At 69.6% G+C, this 23,809-nt stretch carries 20 protein-coding genes and 1 pseudogene; 13 read left to right on the forward strand and 8 right to left on the reverse strand.

All coding sequences use genetic code 11. The features are described from left to right. Window positions 1–16: 16 nt before the first annotated feature. The 4 genes from DMP23_RS09420 (at window position 17) to DMP23_RS09435 (ending at window position 5,169) form a co-directional block, all read left to right on the forward strand. Window positions 17–1,882, forward strand: a complete 1,866-nt coding sequence (locus DMP23_RS09420; RefSeq protein WP_337820801.1) for a YcaO-like family protein — start codon at window positions 17–19, stop codon at window positions 1,880–1,882. Further along, window positions 1,879–3,837, forward strand: a complete 1,959-nt coding sequence (locus tag DMP23_RS09425) for a TOMM precursor leader peptide-binding protein (protein WP_337820802.1) — start codon at window positions 1,879–1,881, stop codon at window positions 3,835–3,837. Before DMP23_RS09420 ends, DMP23_RS09425 begins: the two co-directional genes overlap by 4 nt. Window positions 3,838–3,881: 44 nt before the next feature. Further along, complete coding sequence (locus DMP23_RS09430) at window positions 3,882–4,892, forward strand: acyl-CoA dehydrogenase family protein (RefSeq protein ID WP_337820803.1); 1,011 nt, start codon at window positions 3,882–3,884, stop codon at window positions 4,890–4,892. A gap of 97 nt (window positions 4,893–4,989) precedes the next feature. After that, the gene (locus DMP23_RS09435; protein ID WP_337820804.1) at window positions 4,990–5,169 is read left to right on the forward strand and encodes a thiomuracin/GE37468 family thiazolyl RiPP peptide; all 180 of its coding nucleotides are present in this window, start codon (window positions 4,990–4,992) and stop codon (window positions 5,167–5,169) included. Window positions 5,170–6,188: 1,019 nt separating this feature from the next. Here the strand turns inward: DMP23_RS09435 and DMP23_RS09440 are convergent. Beyond that, entirely contained in the window at window positions 6,189–7,352 is a 1,164-nt protein-coding gene (locus tag DMP23_RS09440; RefSeq protein WP_443111255.1) for an IS30 family transposase, read from the reverse strand. A gap of 172 nt (window positions 7,353–7,524) precedes the next feature. On the opposite strand from DMP23_RS09440, the gene DMP23_RS09445 reads away from it, so the two are divergent. The 9 genes and pseudogenes from DMP23_RS09445 (at window position 7,525) to DMP23_RS09485 (ending at window position 15,348) form a co-directional block, all read left to right on the forward strand. After that, entirely contained in the window at window positions 7,525–8,172 is a 648-nt protein-coding gene (locus tag DMP23_RS09445) for a hypothetical protein (RefSeq protein WP_337820805.1), read from the forward strand. Beyond that, window positions 8,139–9,302, forward strand: a complete 1,164-nt coding sequence (locus tag DMP23_RS09450) for a condensation domain-containing protein (protein ID WP_337820806.1) — start codon at window positions 8,139–8,141, stop codon at window positions 9,300–9,302. The genes DMP23_RS09445 and DMP23_RS09450 overlap by 34 nt, the downstream gene beginning before the upstream one ends. A gap of 17 nt (window positions 9,303–9,319) precedes the next feature. Continuing rightward, window positions 9,320–10,289, forward strand: a pseudogene (locus tag DMP23_RS48010) (AMP-binding protein); the annotation flags it as partial. A gap of 112 nt (window positions 10,290–10,401) precedes the next feature. Further along, window positions 10,402–11,301 carry a non-ribosomal peptide synthetase gene (locus tag DMP23_RS09460; RefSeq protein ID WP_337820808.1) on the forward strand — a complete coding sequence of 300 codons (900 nt, stop codon included), beginning with the start codon at window positions 10,402–10,404 and terminating at the stop codon, window positions 11,299–11,301. Beyond that, a complete protein-coding gene (locus DMP23_RS09465) occupies window positions 11,259–12,263 on the forward strand; it encodes an FAD-dependent monooxygenase (protein ID WP_337820809.1) in 1,005 nt (334 codons plus the stop codon). The genes DMP23_RS09460 and DMP23_RS09465 overlap by 43 nt, the downstream gene beginning before the upstream one ends. After that, a complete protein-coding gene (locus DMP23_RS09470; protein WP_337820810.1) occupies window positions 12,253–12,417 on the forward strand; it encodes a hypothetical protein in 165 nt (54 codons plus the stop codon). Before DMP23_RS09465 ends, DMP23_RS09470 begins: the two co-directional genes overlap by 11 nt. 45 nt (window positions 12,418–12,462) lie before the next feature. Continuing rightward, window positions 12,463–13,587: an acyl-CoA dehydrogenase family protein gene (locus DMP23_RS09475; protein ID WP_337820811.1), complete on the forward strand. Its 1,125-nt coding sequence runs from the start codon at window positions 12,463–12,465 to the stop codon at window positions 13,585–13,587. Next, window positions 13,580–14,335, forward strand: coding sequence for a thioesterase II family protein (locus DMP23_RS09480; RefSeq protein WP_337820812.1), 756 nt, complete (start codon window positions 13,580–13,582; stop codon window positions 14,333–14,335). The genes DMP23_RS09475 and DMP23_RS09480 overlap by 8 nt, the downstream gene beginning before the upstream one ends. Further along, a complete protein-coding gene (locus tag DMP23_RS09485; RefSeq protein ID WP_337820813.1) occupies window positions 14,332–15,348 on the forward strand; it encodes a methyltransferase in 1,017 nt (338 codons plus the stop codon). Before DMP23_RS09480 ends, DMP23_RS09485 begins: the two co-directional genes overlap by 4 nt. A 125-nt stretch (window positions 15,349–15,473) precedes the next feature. Here DMP23_RS09485 and DMP23_RS09490 read toward each other — a convergent pair whose 3' ends face one another. The 7 genes from DMP23_RS09490 to DMP23_RS09520 all read right to left on the reverse strand — a co-directional run bounded on the left by DMP23_RS09490 (window position 15,474) and on the right by DMP23_RS09520 (window position 23,801). Next, window positions 15,474–16,340: a hypothetical protein gene (locus DMP23_RS09490; RefSeq protein ID WP_337820814.1), complete on the reverse strand. Its 867-nt coding sequence runs from the start codon at window positions 16,338–16,340 to the stop codon at window positions 15,474–15,476. Beyond that, the gene (locus DMP23_RS09495) at window positions 16,291–18,108 is read right to left on the reverse strand and encodes an AAA family ATPase (protein ID WP_337820815.1); all 1,818 of its coding nucleotides are present in this window, start codon (window positions 18,106–18,108) and stop codon (window positions 16,291–16,293) included. Before DMP23_RS09495 ends, DMP23_RS09490 begins: the two co-directional genes overlap by 50 nt. Window positions 18,109–18,584: 476 nt before the next feature. Next, a complete protein-coding gene (locus tag DMP23_RS09500; protein WP_337820816.1) occupies window positions 18,585–18,881 on the reverse strand; it encodes a hypothetical protein in 297 nt (98 codons plus the stop codon). A 357-nt stretch (window positions 18,882–19,238) separates the two neighbouring features. Beyond that, window positions 19,239–19,823 (reverse strand): iron chelate uptake ABC transporter family permease subunit, encoded by a 585-nt coding sequence (locus DMP23_RS09505; protein WP_337824378.1) that lies wholly within the window; start codon window positions 19,821–19,823, stop codon window positions 19,239–19,241. Between the two features lie 3 nt (window positions 19,824–19,826). Continuing rightward, entirely contained in the window at window positions 19,827–21,362 is a 1,536-nt protein-coding gene (locus tag DMP23_RS09510; RefSeq protein WP_337820817.1) for an MFS transporter, read from the reverse strand. Window positions 21,363–21,450: 88 nt separating this feature from the next. Further along, window positions 21,451–22,806 (reverse strand): NtaA/DmoA family FMN-dependent monooxygenase, encoded by a 1,356-nt coding sequence (locus DMP23_RS09515; RefSeq protein ID WP_337820818.1) that lies wholly within the window; start codon window positions 22,804–22,806, stop codon window positions 21,451–21,453. Continuing rightward, entirely contained in the window at window positions 22,806–23,801 is a 996-nt protein-coding gene (locus DMP23_RS09520) for an ABC transporter substrate-binding protein (RefSeq protein ID WP_337820819.1), read from the reverse strand. The genes DMP23_RS09515 and DMP23_RS09520 overlap by 1 nt, the downstream gene beginning before the upstream one ends. Between the last annotated feature and the right edge of the window lie 8 nt (window positions 23,802–23,809).

Here is a 23,809-nt window from a genome sequence, read left to right on the forward strand (position 1 = left end):
GGACACGAGTTGGCGGATGAGTGAGGACGCCTACGTGGTCGAGGTCCCCGGTGGGGTCTTGGTGGTAACCGGGCGAGGTGAGTCGTTTCTGCCGGGCGAGCACCTGAGGGGCTGGTTCGCGAGACTCGGTCCGTACTTGAAAGGAAACCGAAGCCTCGACAAGCTCATGGCCGAACTGCGGCCGGACAGGCGCGCGGTCGTCGACACCGTGCTGGCGAAGCTGGCCGAGGCGGGGGCCGGTCGGTCTGTAGCGGGTGGCGCGACGGGCTCCGCGCTGTCGACGTTCCTGAGTGAGATCACCGACGACGTACCGGCGGCGCTGGACCGGTGCCGTCACGCGATGGTCGTCGTCGCCGGAGACGGCCCTGCCGTCGGGAGGCTCGTCGCGGCTGTCGGTCACGTCGTGCCCGACGTCGTCCAGGTCGCCGGTGCTTCGGTCGTCGAGCTGGTGGCCGCTCGGGGTGACGGCTCCCGGCACGCCGTGGTCGTGCAAGTGGCCCCGGCGGACGCCGAGGGGTTTGGCGAGCTGCGAGGGGTTTGCGAGCGTGCCGGTGTCCCGCTGGTTCAGGTGGCCGTCGACGGTGACGGAATCTGGTGGTGTCCCGCCGGAAGCGATGTCGGATGGGCCGATGTGCGAGCGCGGAAGGCCACCTGGGGTTCCACGAACCCCAGGTGGCCGGGGGAGGACGGCCCCTGCCAGGTGGTCGCCACCATGATCGCCCACGACATCCTTCGGTTCCTCGTCCGGGACACCGACCGGTCATCATGCCGGGTGCACGCCGTCGTCGGCGACGTGACCGGCCATCGCACCCTGGAAGTCCGGCCACACCCTTACCTTCGCCGGGTGGTCGCCGGTGACGACGAGGCCTTCGCGTGCTGCGTCGCCCGGCTCGCGGAGGCCCGCGCCGACGCCACGGCGTTCTCCGTGGCCGCGGCCAGCCTGATGGACTCCACGGTCGGAATCTTCGCCGAACTGGAAATGGGCCCGGTACGCCAATTCCCGCTCAAGGTCGTCACCACCACGGTCGCCGACCCGGTCGGCCTGCTCGACGGCGCGCACGCGCGGGTGGTCGCGGTCGATCCCGGACTCGCCGGGGCCCGGATCGCCGCCGGGACCGCCGCCCTCGCCACCTATGCGAGCCTGATGGTCGATCCGCGGCTGCTGGTGGGCCGGTCGGCGGACTTCGACAGGCTGGCCGGCATCGACCCCTGGGCGGCACTGGCGCGGCTGCGCCAAGACACGGCCGAGGCCACCGCTCGCGGCCTTGATCTCGGTACCGGCCGGATCACCCGCGTCCCCGCGCGCAGCGCTTTCCCCGCCCTCGGAGGCACGGACGTCGCCTACCGCCTTCCGGTCGGCGTCGGTGCCGGGCTTACTTGGGGGGAAGCCGTCGAGAACGGCCTTGTGCGGAACTTGGAGTCGTTTCTGGAGACGATCCTGCGCCACCGGGAGGACAGGCCGCACCCCCGGCTTGTCCCGCCTGACACCCAGGAAGTCCAGCCTTTGCTGCAGCTTTTCTCCGCGACCGGTGCCGAGGTGACGTTCCTCGACCTCACCGGAATCATCGACGTGCCCTCGGTCGCCTGCCTCGCCGACGGCGAGGTCGCCGGTCTCGGCTGCGGCCGGAGCCACGCCGAGGCGGTCCGCCGGGCACTACTCGCCGCGCTCCGCCGCTTCCAGCTGAGGGAGCGGCCGCCGGTCTGCCGCCCTGTCGTCGCCGCGGGGGCGCCGAGATGGTTATCGACCGTCTCGCCACGTTCTGTGCTGGATCTCGTCCGGGCCGTCCAGCCCGTCCTGGGTGCTCCTGTCGCGGTACCACTGGACCACGACCCGGAGGTCGCCGCAGTGCTCCCGGCCATCGTTCAGGTGGTGTTCGCATGAGCGCGGTGGGGATCGTCCCGGCGGTGACCGTGACCGGACGCGGGAAGCTGTTTAGCGCCGTCAAGAGTCTCGTCGCCGTCAAGCACGGCGGCACGATCGGAGACACCGCCCCGATCCGCGTTCACGTCTCCGACGGCTGGAACCGCCTCGTCCGCGAGCTCGCGTCCGACGACACGGCTAGTGTCCATCTCGACGTCTGGACCGAGATCGGGCGGGTCGTCATCGGGCCCGCGGAGATTCCTGGTCTTCCCGGTTGCGGTGGCTGTCTCGATTTGCGACGTCATCGGGCGCGAACCGAGCCCGAGTACGGCCGTTTGCTGCAAGCCCAGCATGGGGAAACGTTGCGAGCGCGGGCATCGGGGTGGATCACGCCGATGGCGGCCTCGATCGTCGCGCGGCTCGTGGGCGACGAGGTGGGGGCCTTGCTCGCCACGAGCGAACCGCGCCGATGCTCGGGCGCGATGCTCGTTATTGACCTCCGGTCGCTCGACGTGCGGCGGCATAGGTTCCTGCCCGATCCGAGGTGCCCGCGGTGCGGCAGGCTTCCCGAGGACACCCCCGAACTCGCTGATCTCGTTCTCGAAGGCCGTCCCAAGATAGCGCCGGACGTCTACCGGAGCCGCGATATCTCGGAGGACGCCGCAGCGCTGCACGACTGCTACGTCGACCCGGAATGCGGGATCGTGTCGTCGATCGTCAGCGGCGAGTTCGGGGGAGTGGCTGGTGCCATCGCGACTCTGCGGTGCCGGCCGCACGACGCGCTCGAACCGGGATTCGGCAGGTCCGCGACGTTCCGCGACGCGCGGTTGACCGCCGTGCTGGAGGGTCTCGAGCGCTACGGCGGTGCCGAAGCAGGCGGTCGGCGGCCCGGTCCGGTGGCGAGTTACGATGAGATCGCCGACTGCGCCCTCGATCCGCGGCGGCTCGGCTTGCACGAGACGGAGGACTATGCCGCGCCCGGGTTCCCCTTCCGGGAGTTCGACCCGTCCGCGCGCGCCCGGTGGACCTGGGCGCACTCCTTCGGGCGAGGTGGTCCCGTCCTCGTGCCAGAAGGCGTGGCGTTCTGGCATACGCACCCGCCCGAGGCCTTGCGGAACTTCTGTTTCGAGATCTCGAACGGTTGTGCGCTGGGAGCATCACTGGAGGAAGCGATCCTCCACGGACTTCTCGAAGTCGTGGAGCGCGATTCCTTCCTCATGACGTGGTATTCGTCGTATTCCGCGCCGCGAATCGATCTCTCCCGCGCCGCGGATCCGGCCGTCAGGCTGCTGACTGCCACCATCTCCGTCGCGACCGGATGCGAAGTGCTCGCGTTTGACACCACGATGGAACACGGCATCCCCAGTGTCTGGGTGATGGCGGTCCATCCCGAAGACGCCTACCACCGGCCGAAGGTGCTTTGCGCGGCCGCGGCCCATCTTCGGCCGGAAAAGGCGCTGATGACCGCGCTCACAGAACTGGGTCCCGGTCGCGCCGGACTCGATGACACGTTCCCCGCCGACGCAGACAGGGCCAGGTCGATGACCGGGGATCCGGCTGAGGTGAAGACGATGGACGACCATGCTGTCCTTTACGGTGCCTACGAAGCCTTCGACAGGTTCGACTTCCTCACCCGCAGCGGCGCGGAGACAGACCTCGAAACCATGCGGGAATCGGTACGGGGCCAGTGGTCGGGGCCTGACCTCACCGACGATCTGCGCGACTTGATCGACCGTCTCGACCGGTGCGGGATGGACGTCCTCGTCGTCGACACCACCACACCGGAGCACCGGGTGGCTGGGCTGCGGTGCGTCAAGGTGCTCGTGCCAGGTGCGATCCCGATCACCTTCGGCCACCGGAACCGCCGCCTGCGGGGCCTTGACCGACTTCGGACGGTACCGCCGGTGCTGGTGGCGCGCCTCTCCTCCGGGTCCGTGTCCACCACGCCGAATCCGCATCCGCACCCGTTCCCCTGACCCTTCGTGCCGAGCGCGGCACGAAACGAACCGGAGGCCCGCCCATGGAATCAGCTCTCAGCACGGCTGTCGTCCGTGCCGAACACATCGCGGAACACGTGTTGTTCCCCACCGCCACCGAGATCGACCTCGGGACCGCTGAACTTGCGCCGCGGCTCGATGTGCTGGCCAAAGGTGGGTTCTACGGACTGGCCGGGCCGGTAGACGCCGGGGGGCTCGGCCTGGACCTGGACAGCGCCTGCCGGGTGATTGAGCTGTTCTCCGGTGCCTGCCTGACCACCACTCTCGTCTGGATGCAGAACAACGCGACGGTGCTCGCGTTGAGCTACGGGGACAACGCGCACGCTCGCGACCGCTGGCTCGCCCGGCTCTGTTCGGGGGAACAGCGGTCGGGCATCGCGCTGAGCGGGGCACGCCTCGGGGCCAACAGGGTACGTGCCCAACGGACCTCGGATGGCTATCTCCTGCACGGGAGCGTCGACTGGGTGACCGGGTGGGGATTGATCGACCTGCTTCGCGTCGCGGCCATCGACGAGGGCGGCCGGGTGGTTTCCGCCCTCGTCGACACGCCTGCGGTACCCAGCGTCGTGGCCACTCCGCTCGAAATGGAGGCCGTGGCGCGAAGCCGGACGGTGAGGCTGACCTTCGACGGTCACTTCGTACCTGACGACCGGGTACTCGCGGTCCGGTCCGTCGCCGGCCCGGTCGAGCCCGACATCTGGACGACGCGGGTGAACACCGCATTGCGCCTAGGCCTCGCCGCGCGGGCGGTCGCTCTCGCCGAGGACAAAGTGCAGCGGGATCAAATCGAGGACCTGCGGGTCAGGAGCAGGTCGGCCGACGTCGCGGCCGTCCGCGACGCCGGCGTGGCCGCGGTCGACCTCGCACTGCGCGCGTCAGGCTGCCTCTTCGTGGCCGGGGGAAGCCGCTCGATGCTCGCGGGATCGACGGCGGGCCGCCTCGCCAGGGAGGCACTCTTTCTTTCGGTCTTCGGCTCCTCGCCTGCGGGAAGAACGGAGAACACACGTTTGTGGCGCGGGCAGAAAAAGTGTTAATTCCCGAGGCGAACATCTATCTCGGCTGCCATTGGGTCGTTAGAATCAAGTTGCACCGCAATTCTGCGGATGTCCCCCTGTGAAAGGAGATTGGTTGATGAACAAGGTGACCACGGAGTTTGACGATCTGCCGTTGGACGTGTTCGATCTGATCGACAGTGAATCGTCGGTCGAATCGCTGACATCCGGCCATGGACTCACCGAGATCGGCGCTTCGACCTGCTATGGCCAGTCGAACTGCTGCTCGTTCTGCTGCTGCGCGGGATGCGGCAGCTGAGCCTGATCGGGATAAAACGCTGAGTCGGCGGCGCGGGAGGGTTCGTCGAAGTCTCCCGCGCCGCGCTCGGCTCGGGAAAGTGAGTCCGTGTCGCTGATCGTCGGTACCGTCGCCGATCAGTGACACGGGCCCGCTTGTCCTGTCAGCGCGCTGCCGTAGCCCGGGTCGAAACTGTGGTCCGCTGTAGCGGCCCGAGATGATTATCGAATCGAAGACCGTCGAGGCCACGCCGAGGAGATGGCCGACTTCGCCACCGTTCTCCAGTGGCTCCTGCACGCAGGATGGTCGGGATCTGGGGATTGGTGGTTGCGGTTTTCGGTGACGGTGTAATGTGAGCGGGATAGCGCGGGATCCGTCAGGAATTCTGCCTCTCAAGGGGGGCCGAGCGTCGGCCTCAGGACTTGTGCGGCTGACCGTCACGGTGAACCCTCCCAGTGTGACGTATCGGCAGTCGCGTAGGGGAGGAACCTGGTTCAAGCGGTTGAACAAGGCGATCTCCTTCAGGGTCGGTTGAGGGGGCTGGTGCCGATCTTCCACCGTCCGAAATCGAGCTCCTCGAAGTCGGACATCGGCCCAGCCGGGTCCGCCATTCATGAAGGGATCCATTTAACGAGTGTTCCTCGGTACTGCGGACGTTGTATCGCGGAACAATGTCAAAGTCATTGTATGGATACAAGGATTCTCATCGTTGTGGTGGCGTAGACGAATCGCCGGGGGTATCCGCCGGGTTTCCATGGCATGCCGCCGTGGGGGAACCCGTTTGAGGGTGTACACCACATCTTTCTGGGTGTACCGAGTTGAGCGTATAGAATTTAACGGAGAGAGGCGAGGGCGTAGAAGGTGTAGAGATTGACGCGGAGGTGGGTGTCCTACCGGTCGCTGTTCTGAGCGGCCCAGTTGCGCGCGAGCGGGAGTGTGACTTCCGCGGGGCTGCGGACTACCACGAAGTCGGCCTGCGATGCGCAGGGCTTCGTGTATCCCCGTCGGTGGATTCATGTGGTCGTCGCAACATGGTCCGTTTAGGACAGTAGCGTGGCGAGTCGTTCGGCGGCGGTGTCCCAGTCGAGTGTTTTGCGGGGGCGGCCGTTGAGTTCGGCGGCGACCCTCGCGAGGTCGTGGGCGCTGTGCGCGGAGAGGTCGGTGCCTTTGGGGAAGTACTGGCGGAGCAGACCGTTGGTGTTCTCGTTGGAGCCGCGTTGCCAGGGCGAGTGCGGGTCGCAGAAGTAGATGTCGAGGTCCGTGGCCAGGGTGATGGCGGCGTGGCGGGCCATTTCGGTGCCCTGGTCCCAGGTCAGGGACCTGCGCAGCTGCTCGGGCAGACGCTGGATCGTCGTGGTCATCGCGTCGGCGACCGCAGCGGCGTCTTTGCCGTCGGGCAGGTGCAGCAGCATGCAGAACCTGCTGGAGCGTTCGACCAGGGTGCCGATCGCCGAGCGGCCGTCCTTGCCGACGATCAGGTCGCCTTCCCAGTGCCCGGGCACCGCCCGGTCGGCGACCTCCGGCGGCCGTTCGGAGATCGGGACCATGCCGGCGATCTTGCCCTGGCGGGCGCGGCGCCCGTCGGGCGTCCGCCGGGGCCTGCGGATCGCGCGCCCGGCGCGCAGGCACGCGGCCAGCTCCCGCCGCAGCGCGCCCCGGCCTTGGACGTAGATGGCCTGGTAGATCGTCTCGTGGGTCACGTGCATCCTCGGCTGGTCGGGAAAGTCCCGCCTCAGCCTGGCAGCGATCTGCTTCGGGGACCACCACGCGAGCAGGTCCCGCTGCACGCGGGCGGCCAGCATCGGGTCCGCGGCCAGTTTCGCCGCCTTCGGACGTCTCGCGCGCTGCTCGGCCGCGTGCTGCGCGGTGCTGGCCCGATAGCCCTGCGCAGTGCTGTTGCGGTCCAATTCCCGCCCGATCGTCGAACGATGCCGGCCCAGCCGCCGCGCGATCTCCGCCCTCGGCAGCCCACGGGCATGCAAGACCATGATTTCCTCCCGCTCGGCCAGCGAGAGACAGCGGCCCGACGTGGCCTGCGGCGCGTTGGCGATCACGCCGCCAGCTTCGACGAACAACCGCCTCCCGCTGGCCCGCGACACACCCGCGGCCACCGCCGCCCGCTCCACCGGCACACCCGCCCGCACCCGCCCCCAGAACGCCACCCGAGCATCCCGGGACAACCAACGACGACGCTTCCCCACCACCGCAACACCTCCCACAACAGATGTTGCGACGACCCCTAGAACCCAAGGTGGGGAAATCGTCCTCGACGCTCTTCGGCGCGCCGGTCGGCGCGGAGTGGTCCAGTCGGGGTGGGCCGACCTGGCGGTGTCCGGCGAGGATGTGATCACCGTCGGCGACATTCCGCATGACTAGTTGTTTCCCCGGGTCGCGGCGGTGTTCCGCCACGCCGGGGCGGGGACCACGACCGCCGGGCTCCGGGCGGGGGTGCCCGCGGTCGCCGTGGTCATGGCCGCGCGGAGCAACGCCGGTGAACGCCGCGGCGGACTGTTCGTCGAATGCGACGACACGCTGTCCGAATCCCGCGGCCGGACCGCCCGGTGGTCCGGCCTGACCGGGTGCACCGACTGTGCCGAGCCGCTTCCCGGCTTGATCGGGGCGGTGAAGGACCGATTGCGCGGCACCGCTCCGGGCACTGCCGACGTGGACGAGACCGACACCGGTGCCGTGTTGCTGCGTCCACTGAGCGGCTGGCCCGTGGCCCCGCTCGAACCACGCCCGGCATATCCGGTGATCCGTCCGGTGCGCGCGGCCGACGGGCGCATCACGCTCCTGGGATTCGTGCCCGGCGCCGACTCCGGGGCCCTGCGGGAGCTGGTGAACCAGGTCGCTTTCGCGCTCCGGGAACTCACCACGCACTGCTCGGGCGTCACCGAAGTCGGGCTGAGCGGCTCCGACTACCCGCTTGCCGGGCTCGATGTCACGGAACTACGGGAATTCCTCGGGGAGTTCGAATTATCGGCGAGGGGATGCGACACACCATCGAAGACATCTACCGGCTGACTCCGATCCAGCACGGGTTGCTGTACGAGCAGCTGGCCGACCCCGGCAGCGGGGTCTACCTCGAACAGCTCACGCTCGACTTCGACGGCCCGCTCGACCCGGACGTGGTCGCGATCAGCTGGCAGGCGGTGGTCGACCGGCACCCGATCCTGCGGACCTCGTTCCGTTGGCATTCCTCCGGCAGGGTGCTCCAGGTGGTGCACGACAGCGCCCGGCTGGAGGTCCCGGTGCACGACTGGCGCACCGTGTCCCCGGCCGAGCAACGCAGCAGGGCCGCCGAATGGCTCGCCAGGGACCGCGCCGAGGGCTTCGAGCTGACGCAGGCACCCCTGATGCGAGCCGACCTCGTCTGCCTGGCCCCCGAACGCTGGCGGCTGCTGTGGCGGTTCTCCCATCTGCTGCTCGACGGCTGGTCGTTCGGCGTTGCGGTCGGCGAGTTCGTCGAGCACTACCGCGCCACGGTCACCGGCCGGGCCCCGGAGCTGGCTCCCACCGCGCCGTACCGCGACTACGTCGGCTGGTGGCAGGCGCGGGACACGGCCGAGGCGGAACGCTTCTGGCGCGCCGAACTCGCGGGGTATGTCCCGGCGGCACCACTTTCCGTGGAGCCCGACCGGCTGGAGCCGGGCGAATTCCCCCACGACTGGGTCGAGGTGGAGCTCGGGGACCTCGCACCGCGCCTGCGTGAACTGGCCACCCGGAACCGGCTCACGCCCAACAGCGTCGTCCACGGCGCCTGGACCCTGTTGCTGGCGCGGTACCACGGCACCGGCGACGTGCTCTGCGGGTCCACCGTGGCGCACCGGCCCGCGGACCTGCCCGGCGCCGAGCGCATGCTCGGGCCGATGGTGTGGTCACCCTGCCGATCCGGGCGCGGGTCGAACCCGCGCGGCTCGCCGTCGGCTGGCTGCGGGAGCTGCAGGCGAGCCAGGTGCGGGCACGGCAGTGGACGCACCTCCCGCTGCCCGACATCGCCGGGCTCCTCGACACGCCGGTGGCCGGGCCCCTGCTGGGAAGCACGGTGTCGTTCGAGAACGTTCCGCTGCCGGACGTGGACCTGGGACCGGCGGGAGTCCGCGTCAGCGGGATGGCCTACGACGGACGCCCGCACTTCGCGATCACACTGGTGATCCTGCCCGGTGACGCGATGCCGCTGCGGGTGGTCGCCGACCGGCGCAGGGTGGGGCGCGCCGCGGCGCGCCGGATCGCCACTCAGCTGCGTGACCTGATCGTCCAGCTCGTCGAGCGGCCCGACCGGACCGTCGGTGAGCTGGTGCTGACCGGTGCCAGGGAGGTCGCCACCCCCACGGCCTCCCCGGCACCGGCGGAAACGACCCTGCAGGAGACGTTCCGTCGCCGGGCCGCGCGTCGCCCGGACCACTGCGCGGTGGTGTCCGGGGATTCCCGCATCACCTACGGCGAGCTGGACCGCGCGTCCGATCGCCTCGCGGACGCGCTTCGTGCGCGGGGTGTCCCCGGGCAGTCTCGTGGGTCTGTGCCTCGGCCGCACCGAGCGGGTCGTTGTGGCGATCGTCGCGGTCTTGAAGGCGGGCGCGGCCTACGTACCGTTGGATCCGTCGTTGCCGGAGGAACGCCTCGCCTATCTCGTCGACGATGCCGCTCCAGTCCTCGTGCTGGCGGAGCGGGACACCGTGGGCCGGTGCCCCGGCGACGTCACGGCGCTCCTTGTCGAGGATGTCCCCGAAACGTCCGTTGTGGACGCTTCCCCGCCGGGCGAGGCCGGTGCCTCGGACAGTCTGGCTTACGTGCTCTACACCTCCGGGTCCACCGGGGAACCCAAGGGAGTCCGGGTCACCCACCGGAACGTGCTGGGCCTGCTCGCCGCGGGCCGCGGGCGGTTCGCGTTCGACGGCGAGGACGTGTGGACCTTCGGCCATTCGATCGCCTTCGACTACAGCGTCTGGGAGATCTGGGGCGCTCTCGCCCATGGCGGCACTCTTGTCGTGGTGCCGTACTGGACCGCCCGCGAGCCGCGCGCGCTGCACGACCTCGTCCTGCGCGAACGGGTCACCGTCCTGAGCCAGACCCCGGCCGCGTTCACCGAGTTCGACCGGGCCGACGCCGAGTCCGGCCGGTCGCCCGGCACGCTGCGGCTGGTCGTGCTCGCCGGGGACCGGCTCGATCCGACGGCGCTGCGAGACTGGGCCGCGCGGCACGGCCTCGACCGCCCCCCGGCTGATCAACCTCTACGGCCTCACGGAGACGACCGTGGCCAGCACGACACACCGGATCACCGCCGAAGACGTCGCGGGCCGGACAGGGAGCGTGATCGGCACGGCGCTGGCCAACCAGCGCGTGCTCGTGCTCGACGAACTTGGCCGCCGGGTACCGCCTGGCGTACCAGGCGAAATCCACGTCTGCGGCCCGGCGGTCGCCGACGGCTACCACGCCCGGCCGGACCTGACCGCCGAGCGGTTCACCGACGACCCGGAGATACCCGGGGAACGGCGGTACCGCACCGGGGACCTCGCGGTGTCCACTTCGGACGGTGAACTGGTCTACCTCGGCCGGGCGGACCAGCAGGTCAAGATCCGCGGGTTCCGGCTCGAACTCGCCGAGGTGGAGGCCGCGCTGCGCGGCCACCCCGCGGTCCGCGCCGCCGTCGCGACGACCACTCCGGGACCCGTGCCGATCCTCCACGCCTACGCCGTCCCCGAACACGATCCCGCGCCCGCCGCCGACCTGACCGCGCATCTGGCCAGGCAGATACCGGACCACGCCGTCCCGGCGAAGATCGGGTGGCTGGACCCGATCCCGATGACGGACAACGGGAAGGTCGATCGCGCGGCGCTGCCGCCGTTCGACGGACCGGACGCCGCCGAGGCGCCGCATCGGCCGTGGACGGAGCGGGAGATCGCGGCGTGTGCGGTCGTGGCGCGCCTGCTCGGCGTGCCCGCCGCACAGGTGAACCCCGGCACCGACCTGACGGTGGTCGGCCTGCAGTCGCTCTACGCGATGCGGCTCGTCGCGGCGTTCGAGGAGGAACTGGGGCTCTGGCCGGTTCCGGGCTCACGATCTGGACGAACGCGCTCACCGCGCTCGGCCGTATCGGGCTCGCGGACGCCGTGGCCGCGCATGGCGTCGAGCTGGACCGCCAGGAAATCGTGAGCGTGTCCGGGCGACCGCTGGGCACCGTGCCGGTCGGCCCGCTCGGCGACGAGATCGGCCGCCGGGGTGTCGGGGTACGCCGGGAAGACCTGCTGCGCACCCTGCTGGCGGGCTGCGCCGCCGTGCCCATCCGGTACCGCGCCAGGCTGACCGCGGTACTGCAGGACGCCGACGGCGTCACCGCCGAGTTCGCGGACGGCGCCGCCGAACGCGGCGACGTCCTCGTCGGTGCGGACGGGATCCGCTCGGTGGTCCGGCGCGGCCTGTTCGACGGGCGGCCCGCCCAGGCGCTGGGGCACATGATCTGGCGGGGTATCAGCGAAAGCGACGAGGGCTATCCGCGTGAGACCTCGTTGATGGTGTTCGGCGCCGCGGGGGAGCGGACGGTGTCCTGGCCGGTCGGCGGCGGGCGGGTGTGCTGGTCGGTCAGCCGCAACGGCGGACCCGCGCTGTCCCCGGTCGTGGATCCGGTCGGGGTCAAGCGGATGCTGCTGGAGTACCTGAGCCATTTCCCGTCGCCGCTGCTGGGCGTCCTCGGCACCACGCCCGCCGCCCGCATCATGCGGACCGACCTTTTCGGGCACTTCGAGGACCAGTGGGCGCGTGGCCGTGTCGCCCTGCTCGGGGACGCCGCCCACGCCATGCCCACGGTTTACGGCCAAGGCGCCTGCCAGGCGATCGAGGACGCGGTCACGCTCGCGGAAGAACTTTCCGCGACCGCCGACGTCGAGGCCGCACTCCAGGGCTACGCCGAACGGCGACAGCCGAGGGTGCGCTGGATCCGGCAGCGGGTGTTTTCGCTCAGCCGGTACCAGGAATGGCAGCTTCCCGTGCTGACCACGCTGCGGGACGAGGCGTTCACGCGCATCCCGGCGAACGCCACCGTCGGGACGTGGCGGCGGTTGCTGACCTTCGACGACCGGCCCGCTGGGGCGGGGGAGGGAGCCGGTCATGCGGCATGACGATGCGCGCGTGTGCCTGCTGGGCGCCGAGGTGGAGGCGAAGCGGGCCGAAGTGCGGCGGTTCGCCGAGGAGAAGGTGGCGCCGTTCGCCGCCAAGATGGATCTCGAGGCGCGGTTGCTCCCTGAGAGGGTGTTTCGAAACCCGGGAAGCTAATCGTTGAAGCCTTGTGCTATGTGGCGGCTTGCCCAACTCTGCGCAATGGCCTCCACGCCTCGCCCGTATCACAGCCGACACCCAGCCGCGCTACTGGGTTTCGAAACACCCTCTGAGGTTCGCGCGGCCCTGTTCGACTCCGGCCTGATGGCGATGGGCGTACCCGGCTGGCACGGTGGCCGCTACCAGGGCCTGGAGGGCCTGGTCGTCGCCATCGAAGAGATCGCGCGGGTCGACGCGGGGACGGCCGTGGCGCTCGACGTGCACACAGTGCTGGCGAGCCGGGCCATCGCCCGGTTCGGCGGAACCGGGCTGCAGGCGGAGATCCTGCCCCGGCTCGCCGCCTGCGACCTCGGGGCCTTCGCGCTGTCGGAACCGGAAGCAGGCAGCGACGCGTTCGCACTGTCCACAGTGGCCAAACCTGTCGCGTCCGGCTACTGGCTCGACGGTACGAAGAGGTGGACCAGCCTGGCACCTCAGGCGGACGTCTTCGTGCTGTTCGCCAAGGACTCCGGGGCACGGCAGGACGCCGGCCAGAGCGGCCTCACCGCGTTCGTCCTCGACAAGGACACCCGCGGCCTGACGGTCGGGCCGGTGACCGACCAGATCGGCGTGCGGGCAGCCGCGACCGCCGAGGTCCACCTCGACGCCGTCGAGGTACCCGCGACACGGGTGCTGGGTGAACCCGGTCGCGGCGCGACCGTCGCGATGGAGGCATTGACCGTGGGTCGGATCGGTATCGCGGCGCAGCTGGTGGGGCTGGCCGCCGGTGCGCTGGAGCAGGTCGTCGGCTACGCGGGCAGGCGGGTCCAGTTCGACCGGAAGCTCTCGGCGTTCCAGGGAGTCCAGCTGACGGTGGGCGGGATGGCCACCGAGGTCGAGGCGGCGCGGGCGTTGCTGTACGAAGCGGTCCGCGTGGTGGAGAACGAACGGGACGGCATGCTGCGGCTGCGGGTAGCCGCCATGGCCAAGCAGTTCGCCGCCCAAACCGCCGAGCGGGCGACCGCCGCCGCGGTCGACGTGCACGGCGGCGTGGGCTGTGTCCGGGGCAGCCCGGTGGAGCGGATGTTCCGGGACGCCAAGGCGGGCACGATCTACGAGGGGACGTCGACCGTCCTGCTGCGCACGGTGGCGTCCAGCCTCTTCGGAAAGGCCGCTGTCGATGGCTGAAATCCTTGTCCGGCGGCGGGTGCCGCTGTTCTGCTTCCCGTGCGCGGGCGGGTCGGCGCGGGCATACGAGCCGTGGCGGACGTCGGTGCCCGAGCCGCTCGAGGTCCGGCCGGTGGAGCTCGCTGGCCGTGGGCATCGAATCCGGGAACGGCCGCTGACCCGCCTGACCGACGTCGTCGACGACCTCGCGGGCCGGGTCCGCACGGAACTGGCTGCCACGCCGGGGGAGTACGTGCTGTTCGGGCACAGCCTCGGTGCCGTGCTGGCCTACGAATGCGCCCGCGTGCTGACCACCGAAGGCCACCGCCCGGCAGCATTGGTGGTGGCCGCGCACCGGGCACCGCATCTACCGCTGCGGGAGCGCAGGATTCAGCACCTGCCCGATGACAGGTTCCTGGCCGGGATCCGCGCGCTCGCCCGGACACCGGGAGAAGTCTTCGACAGTCCCGAGCCGCTACGGGTGCTGATGCCCGCGTTGCGGGCAGATTTCGCCGTGTCCGAGGGATATGAGCCCCTGCCGGGGGAACTGCTGCGGTGCCCGGTCCTCGCGTTCGGCGGTACCGAGGATCCCACCGTGGCACTGCGTGAACTGTGGGCGTGGCGGGACCACACCACCGCGGGGTTCGCGGTGCGGCTGGTCCCGGGTGGACATTTCTTCCCCGTCGAGCACGGCTTCGGGTTCCCGGAACTGCTCGTCGGCAAGCTCGTGCCGATGCTGGCACCGGATTCCGTGAGGAGAGCGGGATGAAGGCAGAACAAGTGGTGGCACACGTGGCGCCGCGAGCCACCGTGAGTGGAATCGACCGGACGCTCGTGCATGGGCTGCTCGGCGGCGTGGTGGCCGCGGACGCGCTGGTCGTCAGCGCTGAGCTGGGCCTGGCCGATCTGGTGGCCGACGGGCCCCGGCCGGTCGCGGAGCTCGCCGAGCTCACGGAGACCGACCCAGGGGCGCTCACCCGGCTGCTGAACGCGCTGACCTCACTGGGGGTGTTCGAGCTGGGGCCGGACGGGCGGATCGGCGCGAACGGCCCGGCGACGGTGCTTCGCGCCGACGTCCCGGGATCGGGGCGGGCGCTTGTCCTGTCCCATGGGCGGGACCTGGCACCGGGCCGGGAAGCGCTGGCGACCGCCGTCCGCCAGGGACAGCAGAGCGTGAAGGAACCTGCCGCGGCCGAACGGACCGACGCGCTCGCCGCGGTGCTGGGTTTCGGCGCGGCTCCTCCTCCGGTCGCCCAGCGCGCCGACCTGGGCGCGGCGCGGGTGATCGCCGACGTCGGCAGCAACTGCGGCCGGCTGCTCGGCACACTGCTCAAGGCCTGGCCGCAGGCCACCGGGATCCTCCAGGTCCGTGGCCCCGTCCAGAAGCCGGCGCGGCAGTTCGAGCTGGCCGGGCTCGGGGAGCGGTGCGCGATCCTGTCCGGGGACTGGAGGGAGAGCGTTCCCGGTGGCGCGGACGTCTACCTGCTCAACCGGGTGAGCAGGCGGCACTCCGACGACGACCTGGTCGACCTGCTGACGCGAATACGGCGAGAGGCACCCGGTGCCCGGCTGCTGGTGTTCGACCACCTTCTCCCACCGGGCAACGGCTTCCACCTGAGCCGCCTGGAGGATCTGCTGCTGCTCGCGCACGCGCGCGGTCGCCATCGCACGGAGGAGGACCTCCGGGCACTACTGGAGGAAGCGGGGTTCGAGGTCACCGAGCGGCTCGACGAACACAGCGCGCCGGGATCGGAGATCCTGCTGGACGCTCTCGCTCGATGAACCGGACGCGGAGGGCCGGGAACCGCGTGCGGCCACACGGTTCCCGGCCCTTCCCGGTCAGTGTGGGTGCAAGGAGGACGCGAGCTGGCCGCGGTGAGAAATCCCGAGTTTGCGGTACGCGTTGGTCAGATGAGCTTCCACCGTGCGAGGTAGAGGTGCTTCGCGATCGCGTCGTTGCTCCAGCCGTCGCCGGCGAGTTCGGTGACACGCCGTTCCCGCGCCGTCAGGGCATCGGTTCCACACAGCGTTGAGTGCATGGACCGGCTGCCCGCGCTGCGCAGCTCGGCACGGAGCTCGGCGTCGAGGAGTTTCGCGCCGCACTCGGACGCGATGCGGTGTGCCCGCAGCAGGAGCTCGCGGGCCCGCACCTTCCGGTTCGTGCGTAGTGCGCGCTTGCCGAGTTCGGCCAGCGACCTGGCTTGTTCGATCCGGAGGTCGGTGGGGCGCAGGATCTGATTCGAGGCACTGATCAGCTGCTCTCCGTCCTGGTCGCCGAGGAGGACGCCCTTGGCCCGCAGTGCGCGGCCGAGCGGAAGCGGTTGCTGCCGGCACCGGGCGAGCCGCAGGTCGTCGTCGGCCAACGCCAGCGCACGGTTGCGTGTCCCCAGCGCGGCAAGCGCGTACGCGCAGTGGGAACGCCACGGCAGGACGGCCGGGTTCCGGACCCGGCGGGTCCGCAGCCAGCGGCCGCACTCGGTGAACTCCCGCACGGCTTCGGCGTGCCGCCTCTGCGCCAGTGCCAGCTGCCCGCGGGCGTACCGGGCGAACGCCGACGCGGTGCCCGCCGGCAGATCGTCGGTGAGCCCGGCCTTGACCAGGGCCCGGTTCGCGCCGGTGAGGTCACCCCGCTCCACCAGCGTGGTCGCCTGGACCGAAGCCAGCAGCCGGGCTAACGGTGATTCCTCGGCGAGCCCCGTCGCGCCGAGGGCACGCAGCGCCAGGTCAGCCGCCAGCGCGCTGTCGGTCAGTGACCCGGCGTTCGCGCTTGTCACCGCGTAGAGGCTGTTGACAAAGAACTGCTGCATCGGCGGGACGACTCGCGGACGTTCGCGAAGTTCTCCCGCGTACTCGTCCAGGTCCGCGATGGTGAGTTCGTTCGCACAGGCCTGGACGAAGGCGGACAGGAAGTCCGGCAGGACGAGGTAGGGCGGGAGCGTTCCCGAAGCGAGATCCAGCAAGGGACTGGATCCGGTGGCGCTCGGCCGGTCGTCCAGACACCGGCGTATCGCGAAGAGGCTTCTGCCCATGGCGGTGCGGGAGCCGGGCCCATCGACGCAGTGCTCCGTTACCCGGGTTCTCCGTGCCAGATCCGTCCAATTCGGACAGAAGGATGGTCATCCCCTCGGCGGCGTCACGGTTCTCGCCGGATCCGATACGGGAGGACTCCCGCGTCAAGTGGCACAGCGACCTCGCCTGCGTGTACTCGCCCGTCGAGGTCAGCGCGTGCACCAGGCCGAGCGCTGCTTCGGCGTTGGTGCCCGGTGGTGAGGCTTGGACGGCTTCCGTGAGATGCCGGATCGCGCTCGGCAACGACGTTGTCAGCTCGGCCAGGCCCAACCTGGTCAGCGTCGCGCGCCGGTCGTCCTCGCCGAGGCCCGCGAGTGAGGTCTTTCCCAGTGCGGAGACGACCCGTGGGGAGAGCTTGCTGGGCGGGGCCGCCGCGATCGCTTCGGTGAGTACGTCGAGAACCCACCGCCCGTCGACCTGGTCCGCCGATTCGAGATGCGCGACGAGATCCTCGGCCGCCACGCCTTCCCGGTGGAGCAGGCGCGCGGCGTGGAGGTGAGCCCTGGCCTGCTCTTCGTGGTGCCACTCGTAGTGCATGACCTCGGCGAGGACGGGATGGGCGAAGGTCCACCGATCACCCAGCCGCAGGACGTTCAGCGCCGCGAGGGTGGCAGCGTCCGCGCGGACCGAGGACATGGGGAGATCGGTCAACGCGGCTATCCGGCGCTCGTCCGCGAAGGGGCCTAGAACGGTGACGGCACGGGTGATGGTCAGCAGGTCCGGTGAATGGTGCCGGAGCATGGGCAGCACCCGGTACGCGATGCGCACGAGGACCAGATGCCCTGACCCGTCGGGGCGCGAGGTGGCCGCTGCGGCCAGTTCGGTCAGGAGATAGGGATTGCCGCCTGCTCGCCGGACCACGTCGTGGACTGCCTCGGCGGTGAGGAACTGCCCGTCCGGTAGTCCGTGTACCAGGTTCGTTGCTGCCTCGGTGTCGAGGTCGGTCAGGGCGATCCTGGTTTGGTGGCCGATCCGGGCGATCAGTTCGGACAGGAGCCCGGTGTGCTGCCGGGCCTCCGGCGGGTTGGCGGTGAAGACGAGGACCAGCGGAACGGTTGCGGCTCGGCGAGCCATGAAAGCAAGCGCTTCCAAAGACTCCGGGTCACTCCACTGGACGTCGTCGACGGTGACGACTACCGGCGTCATGGCGAAGAAGGAAAGCAGATTCGGGTGTCCGTTTCCACCGCTGGACGAGACGGTGAGACCGCTCTGGCCGGAAGGACCGGACTGGCCGGACGTCCCGGCTTGCGCCGGTTCCTTGTGCCTGGCAAGGCAGTGCAGCACTTGGTCGAGGACGCCGTGACTCAGTCCTCGCTCGTAGTAGCTGCCCACCGTGTGCGCGGTCCGGAGCCCTCGCCGCCCGGCGCGGTCGCGGATCGCGTCGAGGAACGTTGACTTGCCCGTACCGAACGAGCCCTCGATGATCATCGAGCAGCCGGTACCCGCCTCGGCCTGGTCGAACGCGCTGTTCACGACGTCGTTGTACGGCTTCAGGAGTTGTACGGCTTCAGGATATGCACTCGACTTCCCCCAAATAGTTCGATAACCCTCGGAGGCCATGTGTGGGTGACTGTCAGTCAGTAACTCTACCCTTAGTGATTTCCAGGTGAAAGGGATTTGTTAAGCCTGCGAGGAAGCGATCCCCGGTGACGCCTCGGGTGGTGCGCAGATGGGACTGCTGTCAAATCGCACAGTTCGGGGGCATCTGCCGGGGCATCGTCCCCGAGGCGCGGCAGTCTGGTTGTTCTGCCAGCTAGCTGGGGTATAGTAAAATGATATATCACTCAAATGGACCTCGTCGACATTCTCGGTTCGGTGCGAGGATGCACGCATCTAATTCGGGGAATCCGGGGAGGATTTGTTCTGCGGATCGAGGCGCGGGCTCGCGCATCCGAGGTTTGGGCCTGTCGGGTCGTAACCTCGGATGCGCGGGATTTCCGGCGAGGCTCTCAGTTGAAAGGCGCTGGCGGGCGACGGAGGATAATCATGATTTTCGGAACGGTGGCGGTGAAGGCGGCCTTGGTGGCACCCGCGTTTGGTGCCGTTTCCGTGGTCGCGCGACGCTGGCTGTCGTGGTCGCTGTCGTCCGTGATCTTTTCGCCGGTCATCGAGAGCTTGATCTGGTCGACGCCGATTTCGATCAGACGGCGTACGGTCTTGCGCCTTTCTTCCGGGCCGTCAGAGAACGCGGTGATGCCCTTGACCAGTTCGCCGCCGGTGACGGCGATTCCCGTGCCGTTGGCCATATTAGCAGTGGCCGGGGAATCGTCCGGCGTTGATGACGCGGAGGCGGTCCTTGGCCGAGGCTGCCCCCAGGCGCATGGTGTAGCCGGAGTCGAGGTAGGAGCGGGTCGAGCGCGATCGCGAACAGCAGGTGTTCTTCGACCGGCAGGGCGGCCAGGCCGTCGAGGTCGCCGCTGTTGTCCCAGGTGAAGTGGGGTGTGTGCCCCGCGCAGCCCGGACATTAGAATCCTGCTGCGGTTGTCGATGACGCGGGTGCCGTCGCCGGGTGTCCGGCCGACGGCGACGATGCGGTTGTGGTCGACGAGCACGTCGCCGCGGTAGGGCTGAGCGCCGGTGGCGGCGGCTTCCGGGCAGGATCGCTACAGTGGTGCCGCGGTGGGTGGCTCGCTGTCCAACCTCGGGCGACGTGTACCGCGCGCTGGGCCGGTGGACGGAGGCCTATGACCACCTCGACCGATCGCTGACGGCGATCGGGGCCGAAGGCCACCGGGAAGGCCGAAGGGTATGCATTGGCGTATCTCGGGCTGGTACACCGCCGACAGGGCGGCTCGTCGGCGGCACGCCTGAATCAGGAGGCATCGCTCGACATCGCGGTGGCGACGGGCATCCGGCCGCTGGAAACCCTCGTGCACGACGGACTCGCGGACGGCACGCTGGCATGCGGTGGCCGGCAGGCCGCGCTCGCGCACTACACGCGGGCCGCCGAACTCGCCCGGCTCACCCGCGAACCACATGAGGAGGCCCCCGTGCTGATCGGTATCGCTGTGACCCACGACGGCGTCGGTGCGCCGGACAAGGCCAGGCCGTACCGCGCCGGCGGTGCCGAGAGCTGCCCCGACGACGATCCCCGCCAGGGTGCGAGGGATCCGCAGCGTGCGGACAATCAGGTGCTCGTCGGAACCGTCGAACGCGGTGAGCGCGTCCAAGATCGTGCCCGCGGAGATCGGTCACGCGCCGATCATGATGCTCGCGACGATGGTCAGGGCCAGGGTGGTGATGATGATCAAGAGCCACAGCAGTCGACCGGACGGCCTGCGCGTGACAGCGGTGGCGCTGGGGGTGAACGCATCCGGGTCGGTTCGCTCAATTGTCGGCACATTCCGCGCTCCTTCGGGGTTGGGTGCCCGGAGCCTGGAGGTCCGGAGCCCGACTGCGCAGACCAGGGCCGTGATGAGGGCAACGCCGGCGGCGGTGATGGCCATCCCGTGCAGCCCTGAGGTCTGTGCGGCGTCGACTTCGCCGGAGGCGGGTGCGGCCAGTCGAGCCGCGAGGATCGTGCCCAGCACGGCGATGCCGAGGGTGGTGCCTGTTTGCCTCACGGCACTTGCGGTCGCGGATGCCGTGCCTGCTCTGCTGTCGTGCACGGCGTCGAGAACGGCCGCGCTGGTCGCGGGTACGGCGAAGCTGTAGCCGAGGTTGAGGACGCTCATCGCCACGATGACGACCCAGGGAGGACCGTCGGCGTTGACGGTGAGCAGCAGGAGCGCGCCTGTCGCGGCGGCGGCGAGCCCGCCGGTGATCGGGGTGACGGGTCCGGTCTTGGCGAGGATTCGGCCGGTAAGGAACGGGGTGATGACGGCGACGAGCGCCGGCGGCACCATGATCAGTCCGGCGACGGCAGCGCTGTGGTGCTGGCCCTGCTGCAGGTACGCGGGGATGAATACGCCGAGAGCGAGCAGACTGAATCCCACAGTGAAGGCGCCCAGGATCGGGATCGTGAACCGTCGATCGGTGAACAGCCTGACCGGGAGCATCGGACGCAGCTGGCGCGCTTCCACGGCGACGAACACAGGGAGCGCGACGGCCGACAGCGTCAGCGGGATCCAGGTGATCGGCGCGTTCCAGCCGTGCTCGCCGGCGTTGATGAGTCCGTAGGAGAGCGTGCCGAGGACGCAGATGCCGAGGAGCTGGCCGACAGGGTCGATGTCGGTGTGTTCGGGGTCTGCGGACTCGTGGAGGAATCGCCATCCGAGCGCGAGGGCGACGATGCCGATGGGCAGGTTGATCCAGAACACGGACCGCCAGCCGAGGGCGTTCACGAGGAGTCCTCCGATGATCGGGCCGGCCAGTGCAGCGCTGGCCGCGGTGGTGGACCAGCCTGCGATGGCTCGCGCTCTCTTGCTCGGCTCGGTGAAGGAGCGAGCGACCAGCGAGAGGCTGCCGGGCACGACGATGGCGGCGCCGACTCCCTGCACCAGTCGCGCGGCGATCAGCACCGCCGGCGACCACGCGAGTGCGCACGACACGGAACCGACCGTGAAGATCGCAACCCCGATCAGGAACAGCCGTTTGCGACCGTAGCGGTCGCTGACGGCGCCGACGGAGAGCGAGAGCACGGACAGGCACACCGTGTAGGCGGCGATGACCCACTGGCCCAGGCTCGTTGACCCGTCGAGGTCGGTCTGGATGGACGGGAGCGCGAGCACGACGACGCTCACGTCCAGCATGGCGAGGAAAACCGCGGCGTAGATCGCGATCGGCACTCCGATCCCGGTGTTGGCTGTGCGAGCGGTCGTGGTGGCGGGCTCTCTGAAGATATTCATGCTGGGGGTGGCTTCTCTCTGGTGATGATCAGTCAGTGGGTGTCGGGTAGTGAGGGGTCCAGCGGCTTCGGTCGACGTGCTGGGAGATCGGGAGGCGGAGCCGTTCGCGCAGCGTGCCCGGCGGGTAATCGCGCTTGTGCGCACCGCGGTCCTGCAGGATCGGGACGACCGTGTCGACGAAGTCGGCAAGGCCTGCCGGGATGAGTGGGGCGGCGATGCTGAGGCCGTCGTAGGCGCCCTGCTCCCACCCGGTGGCCAGGCGGTCGGCGATGTGTTCGGGTGTTCCGACGAGCACGGTGTGCTGATGCGCGGAGTCGACGGCGCGAACCAGCTGAGCCCAGGTGATCGTCTCGTCCGCCGGGGGCCAGCGGGCGGCCTCGGTCGTGGTTACCCAGGGCCAGTGACGCTCCGCCTGGGCGACGTACTCGGGTGGCACGGTCTGGCGCAGGTCCGCCGGGTCGAGGGAGATGCCGAGGGTGCCGGCGATATCGGCGAGCCGTGCCGCGGGTGTCGCCAGGTCCATGAGCTCGTCGTGGAACCGGCGCGCCTCGGCCTCGGTGCTTCCGATGAAAGGAACGACGTTGGGGATGAGCCGGATCGCGTCGCGCCCGCGGCCAGCGGCGTGGGCGCACTCCCGGAGGTTATCACGGTACTCCCGCGACTCGGCGATGCCCTCGTGGCGCGCGTAGACCAGGTCGGCGTAGGCGCCGGCGATCTCCCGCGCGGAGGGCGAGGGGCCGGCCTGGCAGAGGATCGGAACGGTCTGCGGCGAGCGCGGCGTGCCCAACGGGCCTTTGACCGAGACCTCCTGCCCCTGGTAGTTGATTGCACTGATCTTCGTCACGTCCACCGGGGTCTCCTGGGCCCTGTCGGCCGGGAGGGCGTCGACCTCCCACGCGTGCCACAGCTGGAGACAGGCGTCGAGGAACTCACACGCCCGCCGATACCGTGCCTCGCGGTCCACCGCGGAGGTCAGGCCGTGGTTGAGTCCTTCCGTCTCGGAACCGGAGGTGACGATGTTCCACCCGGCGCGGCCCCGGGACAGGTGATCGAGCGTGGCCAGCCGACGCGCCGTCTGATACGGAGAGGCGAACGAGGTGCCTACGGTGGCGATGAAGCCGATGTACTCGGTGTGCGTAGCCAGCGCGGTCATCAACTGCATCGGGTCGAGGGTCCAGAACAGCGGGGCGTCCGGCGTCGGGAACAACGAGAGGTGGTCGACCAGGAACAGCGTGTCGAACCGGCCCCGCTCTGCGATCCGCGCCTGTTCCAGGTAGAAGTCGAGGTCGGTGACGCGGTCGATGCGGCTGTCGGGATGCCGCCACGCCTCCCACGGGTACCCCTGCGTTCCCAGGATGTAGTTGAGGATGATCGGGGCGGGCATCAGCGCGCCGCCTCGATCGCCTCTGCCCACAGGGCCGGCGCGTCAGCCTCGGTGGTGATCTCCCCTTCGCCGAACAGGCTCGCGTCGAGGTCGCGGTCGAGGTCGCGGAGGATCCGCGCCTGGTTCAGCGGGCCCGCGCCGTACCGAGCGGAGTAGTCGACCTCGCCGGTCACCGACTTCGAGGTGTCGAACAGCGGGTTCCCGATCGGCGAGGGTGCCCCGAAGGCGACCGAGCCGGTCAACGCGACGACGATGTCGGCGACCTGCTCGTTCAGCCGCTCGGACGAGATCGTCTCGTAGCCCCACTCGTTCCCCGCAGTGTCCGGGGAGGCGGGTCTGGTGAAGCCGAGCGCGGCGAGGAGCGGCCCGAAGGCGCGGTCGGTGCCGTAGATGCAGATCGCGTCCTCGCCGCAGGCGGACAGGACGGAGACGCTGGCGCCAGCGAAGTCGGTACTGGTTATCCGGTCCGCCATCTCTGCCCGATCGGCGGCCACCGCGTCAATGATCGAGTCGGCTTGCGATGCGTGTCCGGTGATGGTGCCCAGGAGGGTGAGCTCGTCATTGAGGGGTTGCAGCGAGTCGCAGGGCAGCATCGGGGCGACCTGGTCGATCTGGTCGACGATCTTCTCGTCGAAGATCGGGTTGCCCAGGATCAGCTCCGGTTTCGCCGCGGCGATCCGTTCGGCCTTGCCGTTCTCCATGAGCTTGACCCCGGCGTCTTCGAGGATCGTGTAGGCGGCGCGGATCATCGGGTCCGGCTCGTAGGCGTACTCCGATACGTAGGCGGGGACAACGCCGATCGACAGCAGGTTCAGTGCCGTCTGGTACTCCAGCGCCCAGATTCCGGTGTCGATGACGGGGACCGTGACCTCCTTTCCCGCGGCGGTGACAGTGACGGTCTCGGCCGCGGTCGGCTCGGGCTCACCGCCGCTGGAGCCGCCCTCCAGGAGGACGACGGCGGTGAGAAGCGCGGCCAGTGGTCGTATCGAGCGCATGCTGGTGT

Origin of the sequence: Amycolatopsis sp. A1MSW2902 (assembly GCF_017312175.1) — a bacterium.
Lineage (GTDB): Bacteria > Actinomycetota > Actinomycetes > Mycobacteriales > Pseudonocardiaceae > Amycolatopsis > Amycolatopsis nivea.